General features: G+C 65.2%; 13 protein-coding genes. 6 read left to right on the forward strand and 7 right to left on the reverse strand.

Annotation, left to right across the window (positions count from 1 at the left end; genetic code table 11):
- Nucleotides 1-22: 22 nt before the first annotated feature.
- The 5 genes from can to asnS all read right to left on the reverse strand — a co-directional run bounded on the left by can (nucleotide 23) and on the right by asnS (nucleotide 3,439).
- On the reverse strand, nucleotides 23-685 hold the full coding sequence (gene can / locus PV764_RS12025; RefSeq protein ID WP_019184354.1) for a carbonate dehydratase: 663 nt from the start codon (nucleotides 683-685) through the stop codon (nucleotides 23-25).
- Between the two features lie 74 nt (nucleotides 686-759).
- Complete coding sequence (locus PV764_RS12030) at nucleotides 760-1,398, reverse strand: FMN-binding negative transcriptional regulator (protein ID WP_421116679.1); 639 nt, start codon at nucleotides 1,396-1,398, stop codon at nucleotides 760-762.
- A gap of 6 nt (nucleotides 1,399-1,404) precedes the next feature.
- Complete coding sequence (locus tag PV764_RS12035; RefSeq protein WP_046273331.1) at nucleotides 1,405-1,719, reverse strand: hypothetical protein; 315 nt, start codon at nucleotides 1,717-1,719, stop codon at nucleotides 1,405-1,407.
- The gene (locus PV764_RS12040) at nucleotides 1,716-2,021 is read right to left on the reverse strand and encodes a hypothetical protein (RefSeq protein ID WP_019184351.1); all 306 of its coding nucleotides are present in this window, start codon (nucleotides 2,019-2,021) and stop codon (nucleotides 1,716-1,718) included. The genes PV764_RS12035 and PV764_RS12040 overlap by 4 nt, the downstream gene beginning before the upstream one ends.
- A gap of 23 nt (nucleotides 2,022-2,044) precedes the next feature.
- The gene (gene asnS / locus PV764_RS12045; protein WP_019184350.1) at nucleotides 2,045-3,439 is read right to left on the reverse strand and encodes an asparagine--tRNA ligase; all 1,395 of its coding nucleotides are present in this window, start codon (nucleotides 3,437-3,439) and stop codon (nucleotides 2,045-2,047) included.
- Between the two features lie 129 nt (nucleotides 3,440-3,568).
- Here asnS and PV764_RS12050 point away from each other — a divergent pair, with 129 nt between their 5' ends.
- The 4 genes from PV764_RS12050 to rplI all read left to right on the forward strand — a co-directional run bounded on the left by PV764_RS12050 (nucleotide 3,569) and on the right by rplI (nucleotide 5,367).
- Entirely contained in the window at nucleotides 3,569-3,907 is a 339-nt protein-coding gene (locus PV764_RS12050; protein ID WP_019184349.1) for a HesB/IscA family protein, read from the forward strand.
- 168 nt (nucleotides 3,908-4,075) lie between these two features.
- Nucleotides 4,076-4,516 carry a 30S ribosomal protein S6 gene (rpsF, locus tag PV764_RS12055; RefSeq protein ID WP_019184348.1) on the forward strand — a complete coding sequence of 147 codons (441 nt, stop codon included), beginning with the start codon at nucleotides 4,076-4,078 and terminating at the stop codon, nucleotides 4,514-4,516.
- Between the two features lie 11 nt (nucleotides 4,517-4,527).
- On the forward strand, nucleotides 4,528-4,758 hold the full coding sequence (rpsR, locus tag PV764_RS12060) for a 30S ribosomal protein S18 (RefSeq protein WP_002804494.1): 231 nt from the start codon (nucleotides 4,528-4,530) through the stop codon (nucleotides 4,756-4,758).
- A 156-nt stretch (nucleotides 4,759-4,914) separates the two neighbouring features.
- Complete coding sequence (gene rplI / locus PV764_RS12065) at nucleotides 4,915-5,367, forward strand: 50S ribosomal protein L9 (protein WP_019184347.1); 453 nt, start codon at nucleotides 4,915-4,917, stop codon at nucleotides 5,365-5,367.
- A 126-nt stretch (nucleotides 5,368-5,493) separates the two neighbouring features.
- Here the strand turns inward: rplI and PV764_RS12070 are convergent, their stop codons facing one another.
- On the reverse strand, nucleotides 5,494-5,928 hold the full coding sequence (locus PV764_RS12070) for a hypothetical protein (protein ID WP_019184346.1): 435 nt from the start codon (nucleotides 5,926-5,928) through the stop codon (nucleotides 5,494-5,496).
- A gap of 911 nt (nucleotides 5,929-6,839) precedes the next feature.
- Between PV764_RS12070 and smc the strand changes: the two genes are divergently transcribed.
- Nucleotides 6,840-10,343 (forward strand): chromosome segregation protein SMC, encoded by a 3,504-nt coding sequence (gene smc, locus PV764_RS12075; protein WP_421116680.1) that lies wholly within the window; start codon nucleotides 6,840-6,842, stop codon nucleotides 10,341-10,343.
- Between the two features lie 47 nt (nucleotides 10,344-10,390).
- A complete protein-coding gene (zipA, locus tag PV764_RS12080) occupies nucleotides 10,391-11,128 on the forward strand; it encodes a cell division protein ZipA (protein ID WP_421116681.1) in 738 nt (245 codons plus the stop codon).
- A gap of 28 nt (nucleotides 11,129-11,156) precedes the next feature.
- Here zipA and PV764_RS12085 read toward each other — a convergent pair whose 3' ends face one another.
- Nucleotides 11,157-12,278, reverse strand: a complete 1,122-nt coding sequence (locus tag PV764_RS12085) for a pyridoxal phosphate-dependent aminotransferase (RefSeq protein ID WP_421116682.1) — start codon at nucleotides 12,276-12,278, stop codon at nucleotides 11,157-11,159.
- Nucleotides 12,279-12,390 lie beyond the last annotated feature (112 nt).

Below are 12,390 nucleotides of genomic sequence, written 5' to 3' on the forward strand. Positions count from 1 at the left end.
GCGCTGTCCGAAAGAGGAAGAATCAGTCGCGCCGACCGTGGCGCGGAACATAGGACAGGGCCTTTTCGTATGCGGCCTGCAGCTCTTCCGGTGCGCCCACGTCGATGCCCATCTCGCGCACCCGGCCGTCTTTCAGGCTGTACACCCAGCCGTGCACCATCAGCTTCTGGCCACGCGCCCAGGCGTCCTGCACGATCGTCGAGCGGCAGGCGTTGACCACCTGCTCGATCACGTTCAACTCGCACAGGCGTGCATGCTTCAGTTCGGGCTCTTCGATCGCATCCATGATTGCTGCATGCTTCTGCGCCACATCGCCCACGTGCCGCAGCCAGTTGTCGGCCAGGCCCACGCGCGTGTTGTTCAAGCTGGCGTGTACGCCACCGCAGCCGTAATGGCCCACGATCAGGATGTGCTTCACCTTCAACTGATCCACGGCGTACTGGATCACGCTCAGGCAGTTCAGGTCGGTGTGCACCACCACGTTGGCCACGTTGCGGTGCACGAACACTTCGCCCGGCGCCATGCCGATGATCTGGTTGGCGGGCACGCGCGAATCGGAACAGCCGATCCACAGGTATTCCGGGTGCTGCTGCTTGGCCAGTTGATGGAAGAACTCCGGATCCTCTTTCTCGATCCGGTCCGCCCATTCGCGGTTGTTCTGCAGCAGCTTGTGGATGTCTTTCATCGTGCGGGGTCCCTGACGTCGGGTGGGGGCAAGGCGCGGCCAGGGTGGCCGCGTCGTCGCAGGAGTGGGGAGGGTCAGTCGGCGGCTGGGCCGCCCTCGCGGCGCCAGCGCATCCACTGCGCCAGCTCGCGTGATGCCGGGGCGTCCAGTGCCGACAGCGCGTCGATCACGCTGGTCTGGTTGGCCTCGGGATGGTTCTGGCTGAGCTTGAGTTTGATCTGCACCTGCGCCGGGCGGAAACGGAAGCCGACGATGCCGCCAAGCATGCGCTGTTGGCGCGGCTCGATCGGCAGCAGGTCCCAGTCGCCGCCGACGCCAGCCTCATAGTGCGCGCTGAGGCCGTCCAGCATCGCGATCAGTGCCTCATCATCGGTGACCGGTTCCAGTACGCCACGCAGTTCCGCGGCGGCATAGTTCCAGGTCGGTACACGTGCCTGCGCGACTTTATCCGGATACCAGCCGGGCGATACGTATGCATGCGGGCCGTGCACCAGCATCAAGGCCGGGCCGGCGTGGCCGGCCTGCGGATTCGGCTTGGCCCAGTGGCCTTCGATCAGGATGCCATCGGCATCGCGCCGGTACATCACCGGCAGGCGCGTGGCCTGCGGGTAGCCGTCGGCGCCGTTGGTCACCAGGGTGACGAACGCATCGCGCGCCAGCAGCCGGTCCAGCCAGATCAGGTCGGTCTCGACGAAGGCGGACGGGATGAACATCGTCGGTTACGCGCGGGCGCCCAGGCTCTGGATCATGCGGCCGTGCAGGGCATCGTCGCTGTCGGCCTGCGGCGGCTGCACTTCATGCAGCGAGAAGCCGCGCACCAGCGCGTCCTCTTCATCCAGGCCGTCGTAGGCGACGAACTCGGCGTCGAACAGCTGCGAGCGAGCCGTGTCTTCGCTGTCGTAGCTCAGCGTGTTGCCGTCGCTGTCCAGCACCTCGGCGGTACCGGCCGGGCGCACGCGCAGGCGCGCCCAGATCAGGGTGTTGCCCAGGCTGGCCAGGAACCACTCGTCGTGGTGGGAGGTGTCGTCGTTCATGTCAGTACCATCGAAAGCAGCCAGAGCAGGGCAGCCATGCCCAGTCCGGCAAGAAGGGTGAGCAGCGAGAGCCAGGCCGGCGTGGCCAGGCCGGTCAGCGAGCGGTCGCTGCTCTGCCGATAGTCGCGGCCGAGCAGCCAGCGCAGCGCGTCCGGGCGCAGGAAGGCACCCGCGCCGAAGCGATTGGCCAGCGCCGGGTGGCGGTCGCGGATGTGGACCAGGGTCAGCGGCCAGAAGATCACGAAGGCACTGAACCCGGCGATCGCCACGCCGACGAAACACAGCGCGAAGAACAGGGTCATGGTTCAGTGCCTCCGTAGGTCGATCAGAATTCGGCGCTGCCCGGTGCGCGCGGGTAGGGGATCGCGTCGCGAATGTTGCTCAGGCCGCAGACGTATACCACCAGGCGCTCGAAGCCGAGGCCGAAGCCGGCATGCGGCACCGAACCGTAGCGGCGGAAGTCGCGGTACCAGCCGTAGTGCGCCGGGTCCAGGCCGAACTGCGCCATGCGTGCATCGAGCACATCCAGGCGCTCTTCGCGCTGGCTGCCGCCGATGATCTCGCCGATGCCCGGGGCCAGCACATCCATGGCCGCGACGGTCTTGCCGTCGTCGTTCAGGCGCATATAGAAGGCCTTGATGTGCTCGGGGTAGTTGGTCACCACCACCGGGCGGCCGATATGTTCTTCGGTCAGCCAGCGCTCGTGCTCGGTCTGCAGGTCCAGGCCCCATTCGACCGGGAAGTCGAACTTCTTGCCCGAGTTCTGCAGCAGCTTGACCGCTTCGGTGTAGTCGATCTGCTCGAACGGAGCATTGATGAAGCCTTCCAGCTTGGTGATCGCGTTCTTGTCCACGCGCTCGGCCAGGAAGGCCAGGTCGTCGCCACGCTCATCGAGCACCGCGCGGAACAGGTACTTCAGGAACTGCTCGGCCAGTCGCGCATCTTCGGCCAGATCGGCGAAGGCGATTTCCGGCTCGATCATCCAGAACTCCGCCAGATGGCGGGTGGTGTTGGAGTTCTCGGCGCGGAAGGTCGGGCCGAACGTGTAGACCTTGCTCAGCGCCAGGCAGTACGCCTCGACGTTCAGCTGGCCGGACACGGTCAGGAAGGTTTCCTTGCCGAAGAAATCGCGGCTGAAATCCACCTCGCCCTTTTCGTTGCGCGGAAGGTTGGCCATGTCCAGCGTCGAGACCCGGAACATCTGGCCGGCGCCCTCGGCATCGGACGTGGTCACGATCGGGGTGCTGATCCAGTTGAAGCCGTTCTGGTGGAAGAACCGGTGCACGGCCTGGGCCAGGCAGTTGCGGATGCGGGTGACCGCACCGAACAGGTTCGTGCGCGGGCGCAGGTGCGCCACTTCGCGCAGGAACTCCGGGCTCATCGGCTTGGGCTGGATCGGGTAGGTCAGCGGGTCTTCGACCAGGCCGACGATCTCGATGTCGCTGGCCTGGATCTCGAAGGACTGGCCCTTGCCCTGGGATTTGACCAGGGTGCCGCGGGCGATCACCGAGCAGCCCGGGGTCAGGCTCTTGATGTCGTCGAAATTGGCCAGGGTGTCATTGGCCACCACCTGGATGGGGGCGAAGCAGGAGCCATCGGTGACATTGACGAAGGCAAGCGCCGCAGAGCCGCGCACCGTGCGGACCCATCCGCGTACTGTTGCCTCGCCGCCTTCCGGGATCTTCCCGGCAAGCGCATGTTCAACGCTGACCACCGTCATGACTTGAATCCTCTGTTGATCGACTCGATCTCTGAACACGGAGTTTAACGGGTGCGGTGTTCGGCTTGCGAGGCATTTCTTGCGGTCCGGGGCGCCTATAATGATCACGATCCGCTGGAGTTGCCTGTCATGGCCGTAAGCCTTACCCCTGTTGCCTTTGCCCGTGTGCAGAAGTTCGTCGAGCAGACGCCCGGCGCGCTGGGCCTGCGTTTCGGCGTGACCCGCACTGGTTGTTCCGGCTGGGGCCACATCACCGATCTGGCCCGCGATGAGCGCGAGGGCGACACCGTCTTCGAGCAGGATGGGGTCCGGATCTATGTGGATGCCACCAGCCTCGAGCTGGTCGACGGCACCGAAATCGACTTCGGCAAGCACGGGCTGAGCGAGACTTTCACGTTCAGGAACCCGAACGCCACCGCTGAATGTGGCTGCGGCGAGAGCTTCACGACCGAGGCCGACAAGGCCTGATCGCCCGCACGCCGGGCCTGTTCAGCCCGCCCGGCTTGCCTTGTGCCCCCTTCTGCTGCCACAATGCGAGGCTTCCTGCCTGATTCCGGGCAGGACCCTTGCCCCACCGCGTTCACCTGCGGGGGGCTGTCCGGCCCTCAAAGGGCCACATCCGAAAGGTAAAAACACATGAGTCGTCATTACGAAGTCGTGTTCCTGGTCCATCCGGACCAGAGCGAACAGGTCCCGGCCATGATCGAGCGCTACAAGGCGCTGGTCGAGAACGGCAACGGCACCATCCACCGTCTGGAAGATTGGGGCCGTCGTCAGCTGGCTTACCCGATCCAGAACCTGGTGAAGGCCCACTACGTCATGCTCAACATCGAGTGCGACCAGGCCGTGCTGAGCGAGCTGGTGGAAAGCTTCCGCTTCAACGACGCCGTGCTGCGCAACCTCGTCATCAAGCGTGACGAAGCTGACACCGAGCAGTCGCTGATCATGAAGAGCAAGGACGAGAAGGGTGACAAGCCCGAGCGTGGCGAGCGTCGTCGTCGTGATGACGAAGAAGGTGAAACCACCCCCGCCGCCGCTGACACCGATGCCGGCGAAGACGCCGCTTCGGCCGCTTAAGGAGCACTGACATGTCCAAGTTCTTCCGTCGTCGCAAGTTCTGCAAGTTCACGGCCGAAGGTGTGAAGGAGATCGATTACAAGGATCTCAACACCCTGCGCCAGTACCTCACCGAGAACGGCAAGATCGTGCCGAGCCGCGTGACCGGTACCAAGTCGAAGTACCAGCGCCAGCTGGCAACGGCCGTCAAGCGCGCCCGTTTCCTGGCCCTGATTCCGTACACCGACAACCACGACGTCTGATGAAGGCGGGCGGCCTGCTGGTCGCCGCTTTCGCAGATCCCCGCCGCCCGCGCTGTGAAGCGTCGGGCGGTGTGAAGGATCTGCCGTTCGGATATTCGGACAGCCATCGCTGCGGGGCCTGGGCCTCGCTAACGAATACATATTTGGAGCTACACCATGAAGCTGATTCTTCTTCAGAAGGTCACCAACCTCGGCGGTCTGGGCGATCTGGTCGACGTGAAGCCGGGCTACGGCCGCAACTTCCTCGTCCCGACCGGCAAGGCCGTTCCGGCCACCGCGACCAACGTGGCCGAGTTCGAAGCCAAGCGCGCTGATTACGAAGCCAAGGCCCAGTCGATCCACGCTGATGCCGAAGCCCGCAAGGCGCAGCTGGAAGGCAAGAGCGTGACCATCGCTGCCAACGCTTCGACGGAAGGCAAGCTGTACGGTTCGGTCGGCCCGCGCGATATCGCCGAAGCCTTCACCGCTGCCGGCCTGCCACTGGAAAAGAGCGAAGTGATCCTGGGCGAAGGCGCCTTCCGCAACGTGGGCGAGTACGAGGTGACTGTTCACCTGCACGCCGACGTGGAAACCACCGTCAAGGTGGTTGTGGAAGCCGAAAAGGCCTGATTCCTGCCGAAAGGCGGGCGTCACTGAAACGGGTACCCGCGAGGGTGCCCGTTTTGTTTTGGGCGAGCGCTGGATATGTAGAGTCGAGCCATGCTCGACTTGCTGTCCGTCCCGCAGGAACTCTTGCTAGACAACCTCGCCCAGAAAGTGGCGCTCAAACTCCGCGAGTGCACTGGCGGCATCCATCCGCAGTTGCTCGTATTGGAGCAGTTCTCCCGCGCGACGCGCACGTCCGATCATCATGTCGATGCATGTGGCGACATCTGCTGATACAACGGGCACGAGTGAGTTCCTGTCGATGCTCTTCCAAGGCTGACAGGGATAGACCAAATCCATCGTCAATATGTGTTGTTTGCCAAGCAGCTTCAAACGCTCTGGTCCTTTCGATTCAAAATCCTGGACCATTCCAGAGACGCGAAACGCGATGGAAAACTTCATGATGGTCCGCAGATAGCTGCCCGTCACATGCCGTTCGAAGCATATGTTCAGCTGTCTCTGGAGGGGCACGAAAAGGTCCCATGACTGCGGGTCGCCATACTGGCCACTGATCTGTATCTGCATGGCCAGCTCTCAAGTCGTCTGGATGACGAATCGACCGCAGTTCGTCGAAGCTGACTGAATATTGCGATCAAGCAACAGATAGCCCATTCCACCGGCCAGAATTCCTCGATGTGTTGGAGCTGCTTTATCAAGATCGAATTCGTCGAACTGAAGGACGAACGCCTGGCCCTCCGAGATTCGTCATCCTGCAGCCAGTACGGCTGCCCACCAATCTTCGAACTTCCGTGAGGTGTCTCGCCCTCGGCCATCGCCGTGCCGGCGCAAATGCGGAGCGGCCCAATTGGCGCGCAGCAAGAGGTTGCCTGTTCATGCCCGGGCCAGTGAGCAATCACGCGACCTCCGTGGTTCATGGTTTCTTCGAATCTCTGCTCACCCGAGGCGAGGTACGGCGTGAAGACAGAAATGGTCAGCCCGGGGGCCAGGTTCAATCCGGGGACGTGGTTTCGAATGAATGTGGTAGGAAAACTAGCCAGGTGAAGCAACGCGTGTCCATGAATGCTGGTTGGCCAAGGGGCGCGGGCATCCAGCCAGGCGCTTCCTCCGAGCACGGGAACAGTCGCCGCGTCGTAGGTGGGGGTAAATGAAAGCGCTCGGTACATCCGTCCATTCTGCACAGCTTCTGCTGTGCGGGGCTGCGACTCGGTTCAGTAACCAATAAATATCAATGACTTGCGCTTTAACGGTGGCCAGGGGAGTCCGTCGCGCCGGGCTCAAAGCGACATCGGAATCAACTCGACGGGATCTCCACGCCCGGTCATCCCGCCCGTGGAACATTGGCCCAGCTATACTCATTTCATTGCGTCACCCTTGGCCTTGTTGAATTCGTTTGAAATCAAGGGCTTGAGGTGCTGGCTGACCTGACATCCACTATGGTGGCGGCCGTAGGCCCTTGCCCGGAACCCAATCACGCCATGCGTCTGTCCACGATCAAGCTGTCCGGATTCAAATCCTTCGTCGATCCGACCACGCTGCACCTGCCGACCAACATGACCGGCGTGGTGGGCCCAAACGGCTGTGGCAAATCGAACATCATCGACGCCGTGCGCTGGGTCATGGGCGAAAGCTCCGCCAGCCGCCTGCGTGGCGACTCGCTGACCGACGTCATCTTCTCCGGCTCCTCCGCCCGCAAGCCCGTCTCGCAGGCCGCCGTCGAGCTGATCTTCGACAACACCGACCACACCATCACCGGTGAGTACGCCTCGTTCAACGAGATCTCGGTCAAGCGCACCGTCAGCCGTGACGGCAGCAGCAACTACTACCTCAACGGCACCAAGTGCCGCCGCCGCGACATCACCGACCTGTTCCTCGGCACCGGCCTGGGGCCGCGCAGCTACTCGATCATCGAGCAGGGCATGATCAGCAAGATCATCGAGGCGCGGCCTGAAGATCTGCGGGTCTACCTGGAAGAAGCTGCCGGCATCTCCAAGTACAAGGAGCGCCGCAAGGAAACCGAGACCCGCATCCGGCATACCCGCGAGAATCTGGACCGCCTCAACGACCTGCGCGAGGAGATCGGCAAACAGCTTGAGCACCTCAAGCGCCAGGCGCGCCAGGCCGAGCAGTACCAGGCGCTGCAGGAAGAGCGCAAGGTCAAGGACGCCGAGTGGAAGGCGCTGGAATACCGTGGGCTGGATGGCCGCCTGGGCGGCCTGCGCGAAGCACTCTCGCGCGAGGAGACCCGCCTGCAGCAGCTGATCGCCGAGCAGCGCGATGCCGAAGCCCGCATCGAAACCAGCCGCCTGCGCCGCGAAGAGGCCTCCGATGCGCTCAACACCGCGCAGGCCGAGGTCTACCAGGTCGGCAGCACGCTGGCCCGCCTGGAGCAGCAGATCCAGCATCAGCGCGAGATGTCGCAGCGACTGAACAAGGCGCGCGATGAGGCGCAGCAGGCACTGGCCGATCTGGGCCAGCACATCAGTGGCGATGAGGCCAAGCTGATGGTGCTGCGCGAGGCAGTGGACGATGCCGAGCCGCGCCTGGAGCAGTTGCAGGAAGAGAATGAGATCAAGCAGGAAGCCCTGCGTGATGCCGAGGCCCGACTGGCCGATTGGCAGCAGCGCTGGGAGAGCCATACCCGCAGCACCTCCGAAGCCTCACGCGCAGGCGAAGTCGAGCGCACCCGCGTGGATTATCTGGATCGCCAGGTGCTGGAAGCCGATCGCCGCCGCGAGTCGCTGCAGGCCGAGCGCGCCGGGCTGGATCTGGACGCCCTGGCCGAGGTGTTCGAAGAACTGCACCTCCAGCACGAGACCCAGAAGGCCTCGCTGGACACGCTCAACGAGCAGGTGGAAGAACGCAAGCATGCCGTGGCCGGGCTGCAGGACCGCCAGCGCGCCGGGCAGACCGAGCTGGCCGAGATCCGCAAGCAGGCCCAGGCCGCCCGCGGCCGGTTGTCGTCACTGGAGACCCTGCAGCAGGCCGCACTAGGCCAGGAGCAGGGCGCCGCGGTGGCCTGGCTGAAGGCACGTGGGCTGGATTCGGGCGCGCGTGTCGGCGAACGCCTGACCGTGGAGAGCGGCTGGGAAAACGCCGTGGAAAGCGCGCTCGGCCAGCTGATCGAGGGCGTGCTGGTCGATTCCCCGGCATCGCTGGTGGACGCGCTGGGCGAACTCGGCGAAGGCCGTATCGCGCTGGTCTCGGCCGAGCAGGACGCGCTGGACGTCGCGCCGACCTCGCTGGCCGCGAAAGTGCAGGGCCCGACGGCGATCCGTCGGCTGCTGGCACGCCTGCATGCCGCCGAGGATCTCGCGTCCGCCCGTGCGCTGCAGGCGACGCTGGGCGAGGGCGACTCGGTCATCACCCGCGGTGGCGAGCGGCTGGGCGAGGGCTGGGTGCGCGTGTCGCGCTCCGGCGCGGCCAAGCAGGGCGCGCTGCTGCGCGAACGCGAGATCGTCACCCTGCGCGAGCAGATTGAAACACTGCAGGACCGCGAAGCGGCCTTGGAAGAGCAGCTGTCCGGCTTCCGTGACCAGTTGCTGGCCGGTGAGCAGCAACGCGAAGACGCGCAGCGCCAGCTGTACCTGGCCCATCGCAGCGTTTCCGAGCTCGGTGGCCAGCTGCAGAGCCAGCAGGGCAAGGTGGAGGCCGCACGCACCCGCATCGACCGCATCGAAGGCGAGCTGGTGCAATTGCTGGAGACGCTGGATGCCGGTCGCGAGCAGGTGCGCGAAGCACGTTCGCGGCTGGACGATGCGGTCACCAGCATGGGCGACCTGGAATCGGTCCGCGCCGCGCTGGAAGGCGAGCGTCGCCAGCTTACCGATGCCCGCGACCAGGCCCGCGACCAGGCCCGCAACGTGCGCGAGGCGGCGCATTCGCTCGCCTTGACGCTGGAATCGCAACGCGCGCAGATCGCCTCGCTGAGCCAGGCGCTGGAGCGCATGAGTACCCAGCGTGGGCAGCTGGATACGCGATTGGGTGAACTGCATTCGCAGCTGGACGAAGGTGATTCGCCGGTCAAGGCGCTCGAAGCCGAACACCAGAACGCCTTGGGCGAGCGCGTGCGTGCCGACCGCGTGCTGGGCGAAGCCCGTACGTTGCTCGATGGCATCGATGCCGAACTGCGCACGTTCGAGCAGACCCGCCACCAGCGCGACGAACAGGCGCTGGCGCAGCGCGAGCGCATTTCCCAGCGCAAGCTCGACCAGCAGGCACTGGTGCTCAGTGCCGACCAGCTGTCGGCCTCGGTGGAGAAGGCCGGCTTCGTGCTGCAGGACGTGATCAACAGCCTGCCCGAGGATGCGCGGGTCACCGACTGGGAACAGGCCGTGCACCAGATCGATGGCCGCATGCGCCGGCTGGAGCCGGTCAACCTGGCCGCCATCCAGGAATACGGCGAGGCGTCGCAGCGTTCGGAGTACCTGGATGCGCAGAACACCGACCTCACCACCGCGCTGGAAACCCTGGAGGACGCGATCCGCAAGATCGACCGCGAGACCCGCGGCCGCTTCAAGGACACCTTCGACCGCGTCAACGCCGGTGTGCAGCAGCTGTATCCGCGCCTGTTCGGTGGTGGCCACGCCTACCTCGAGCTGACAGGTGAAGACCTGCTCGACACCGGTGTTGCGATCATGGCGCGGCCGCCGGGCAAGCGGGTGTCGAGCATCTCGCTGCTGTCCGGTGGCGAGAAGGCGATGACCGCGGTGGCGCTGGTGTTTGCGATCTTCCAGCTCAACCCGGCACCGTTCTGCCTGCTGGACGAGGTGGACGCGCCGTTGGACGAAGCCAACGTCGGTCGCCTGGCCAACATGGTCAAGGAAATGAGCGAGAAGGTTCAGTTCCTGTTTGTGAGCCACAACAAGGCCACGATGGAAGCTGCCCACCAGCTCTCCGGCGTGACCATGCGCGAACCGGGCGTCAGCCGACTGGTCAGTGTCGACCTGGAGGAAGCCGCACGATTGGCGGGCGCGGCTTGACGTGCCATCCTTAAGTACCTGAATGATTTAGCCGGAGACCCCCCCGAATGTCCGACATGGCACTGCTCCGCATCGGCATCCTGGCCGCCGGCCTGCTGTTGATCGCTGCGATCTTCCTGTTTGGCCGTCCGAAAAAGAAAGTGCAGGGCCGTCGCGTCGAAGGTGCCGAGAGCACCAGCGGCAAGCGCCGTGAGCCCGTGCTGGGCGAGGGCGAGAGCCCGGCCGAGGGCGCTGCTCCCGTTGTCGGCGAAGACGGCGTCACCCAGCCCGAGCTGGGCCTGCCGGACGTGGACGCCGCGCCGGCCAGCGACCTGGGCAAGCGTGCGACGCAGGATTTCGACAAGATCGTCTCGCTGTTCGTCGCTGCGCGCGCGGGCGAGCAGCTGCGTGGCGAGGACATCGTCGTTGCTGCGGAAAAGACCGGCCTGGTGTTCGGCCACATGAATGTCTTCCACCGCCTGGTCGAAGGCCACCCCGAGCGCGGCCCGATCTTCTCGATGGCCAGCATCATGAAGCCGGGCAGTTTCGATATGGCCAACATCCGCGAGATGGAAACGCCGGCGATCGCCTTCTTCCTGACCCTGCCGGCGCCGCTGACCGCGCTGGACGCCTGGGAAAAGATGCTGCCGACCGTGCAGCGCATGGGCGAGCTGCTCGATGGCGTCGTGCTCGATGACAGCCGCAATGCCCTGGGTCGCCAGCGCATCGCGCACATCCGTGATGAGCTGCGCGCCTACGACCGCCAGCACCAGGCCCCGCCGCTGACCAAGGCCCCGCGCTGGTGATTGCCGTAGAGCCGACCAACGGTCGGCTCTACCTGTTCTGGCTGACCATCGTGTCGAAGGCCGCACGGAACCGCGCCATTTCGGCCGCGGTGCCCACCGTCACGCGCACCCGCTGCGGCCAGATCGGCCAGCTGCGCCCGATGACCACGCCCTGTTCGGCCATCGCCGCAGAGAACGCCGCGCCGTCGCGCTGCACATCGACCACGAAACAGTTTGCTTCCGACGGCACACAGCTAAAGCCGCGCTTACCGAGCCAGCCGATGGTCTCCTGCCGTACCAGGGCATTCTCCGCCTTGCGCTGCGCGATCAATCCCGGATCACGCAGGCTCGCCAGTCCCGCCGCCATCGCGGTGACCGGCAGCGGGTTGTCGCCCAGGCTGGCCAGTTCCTTCAGCCGGTCCGGATGCGCGGCCGCCACCCCCAGGCGCAGGCCGGCCATGCCGTAGAGCTTGGAGAAGGTGCGCAGCACGATCACATCGTCGCGCTGCATCACCTGGCCGATCACCGAGCGCTGCTCGCTGTACTGCAGGTAGGCCTCGTCCACCAGCACGCGGGTCTGGGCCGGCTTGTTGGCCAGCAGCCAGGCAATGTCGGCCGCCGGGGTGATCGAACCGGTGGGATTGTTGGGGTTGCACAGATACAGCAGGCCGGCATTGACCGTCGCGGCAGCCGCCGCCATCGCATGCACGTCGTGTGCCCCGTCGGCGCGCAGCGGCACCCTGGCCACCGTGGCCCCACGCGCCGCGGCAAGATCGCCCAGCGCCTCGAAGGTGGGATCGGCGACCACCAGCCCCGCACCAGGCGAGGTCCAGAGCACGGCCGCCCGGTTCAGTGGCTCGCTCGAGCCCGGATACAGCCGCACGTGATCCTTGTCGATGCCTTCCTGCTGGGCGAACAGATCGCGCAGCTCGCCGGCCAGAGCAAACAGATACCGCCCGCTGCTGGCGATGATGTCGCGCGCCGCCGCCTGCGCAGCCGGTGATGGCCCATACGGGCATTCGTTGAAGTTCAGCAGCACCGGTCCTGTGCTGGCGGGGAGCGCACGCGACGGCGCGGCGGATGCAGGCAGCACGCCCAGGCCGGACAACGCCAGGCCGGCACCGGCCAACTGCAGGAACGAGCGACGGGAAGTGGTGGGGGCAGGCGTCACGGGGCACCGGAAACAAGGGGTTCGGCGCACGCTAGCGCCACGGCGGATCGGCGGCAAGCGTTCTTCACTGCGCGCAGGAGCGGGGGGAGGGGTAAAATTGAATGCCCCACCA

It is taken from the genome of Stenotrophomonas sp. AS1 (genome assembly GCF_048957655.1).
GTDB classification, from domain to species: Bacteria; Pseudomonadota; Gammaproteobacteria; order Xanthomonadales; family Xanthomonadaceae; genus Stenotrophomonas; species Stenotrophomonas bentonitica_A.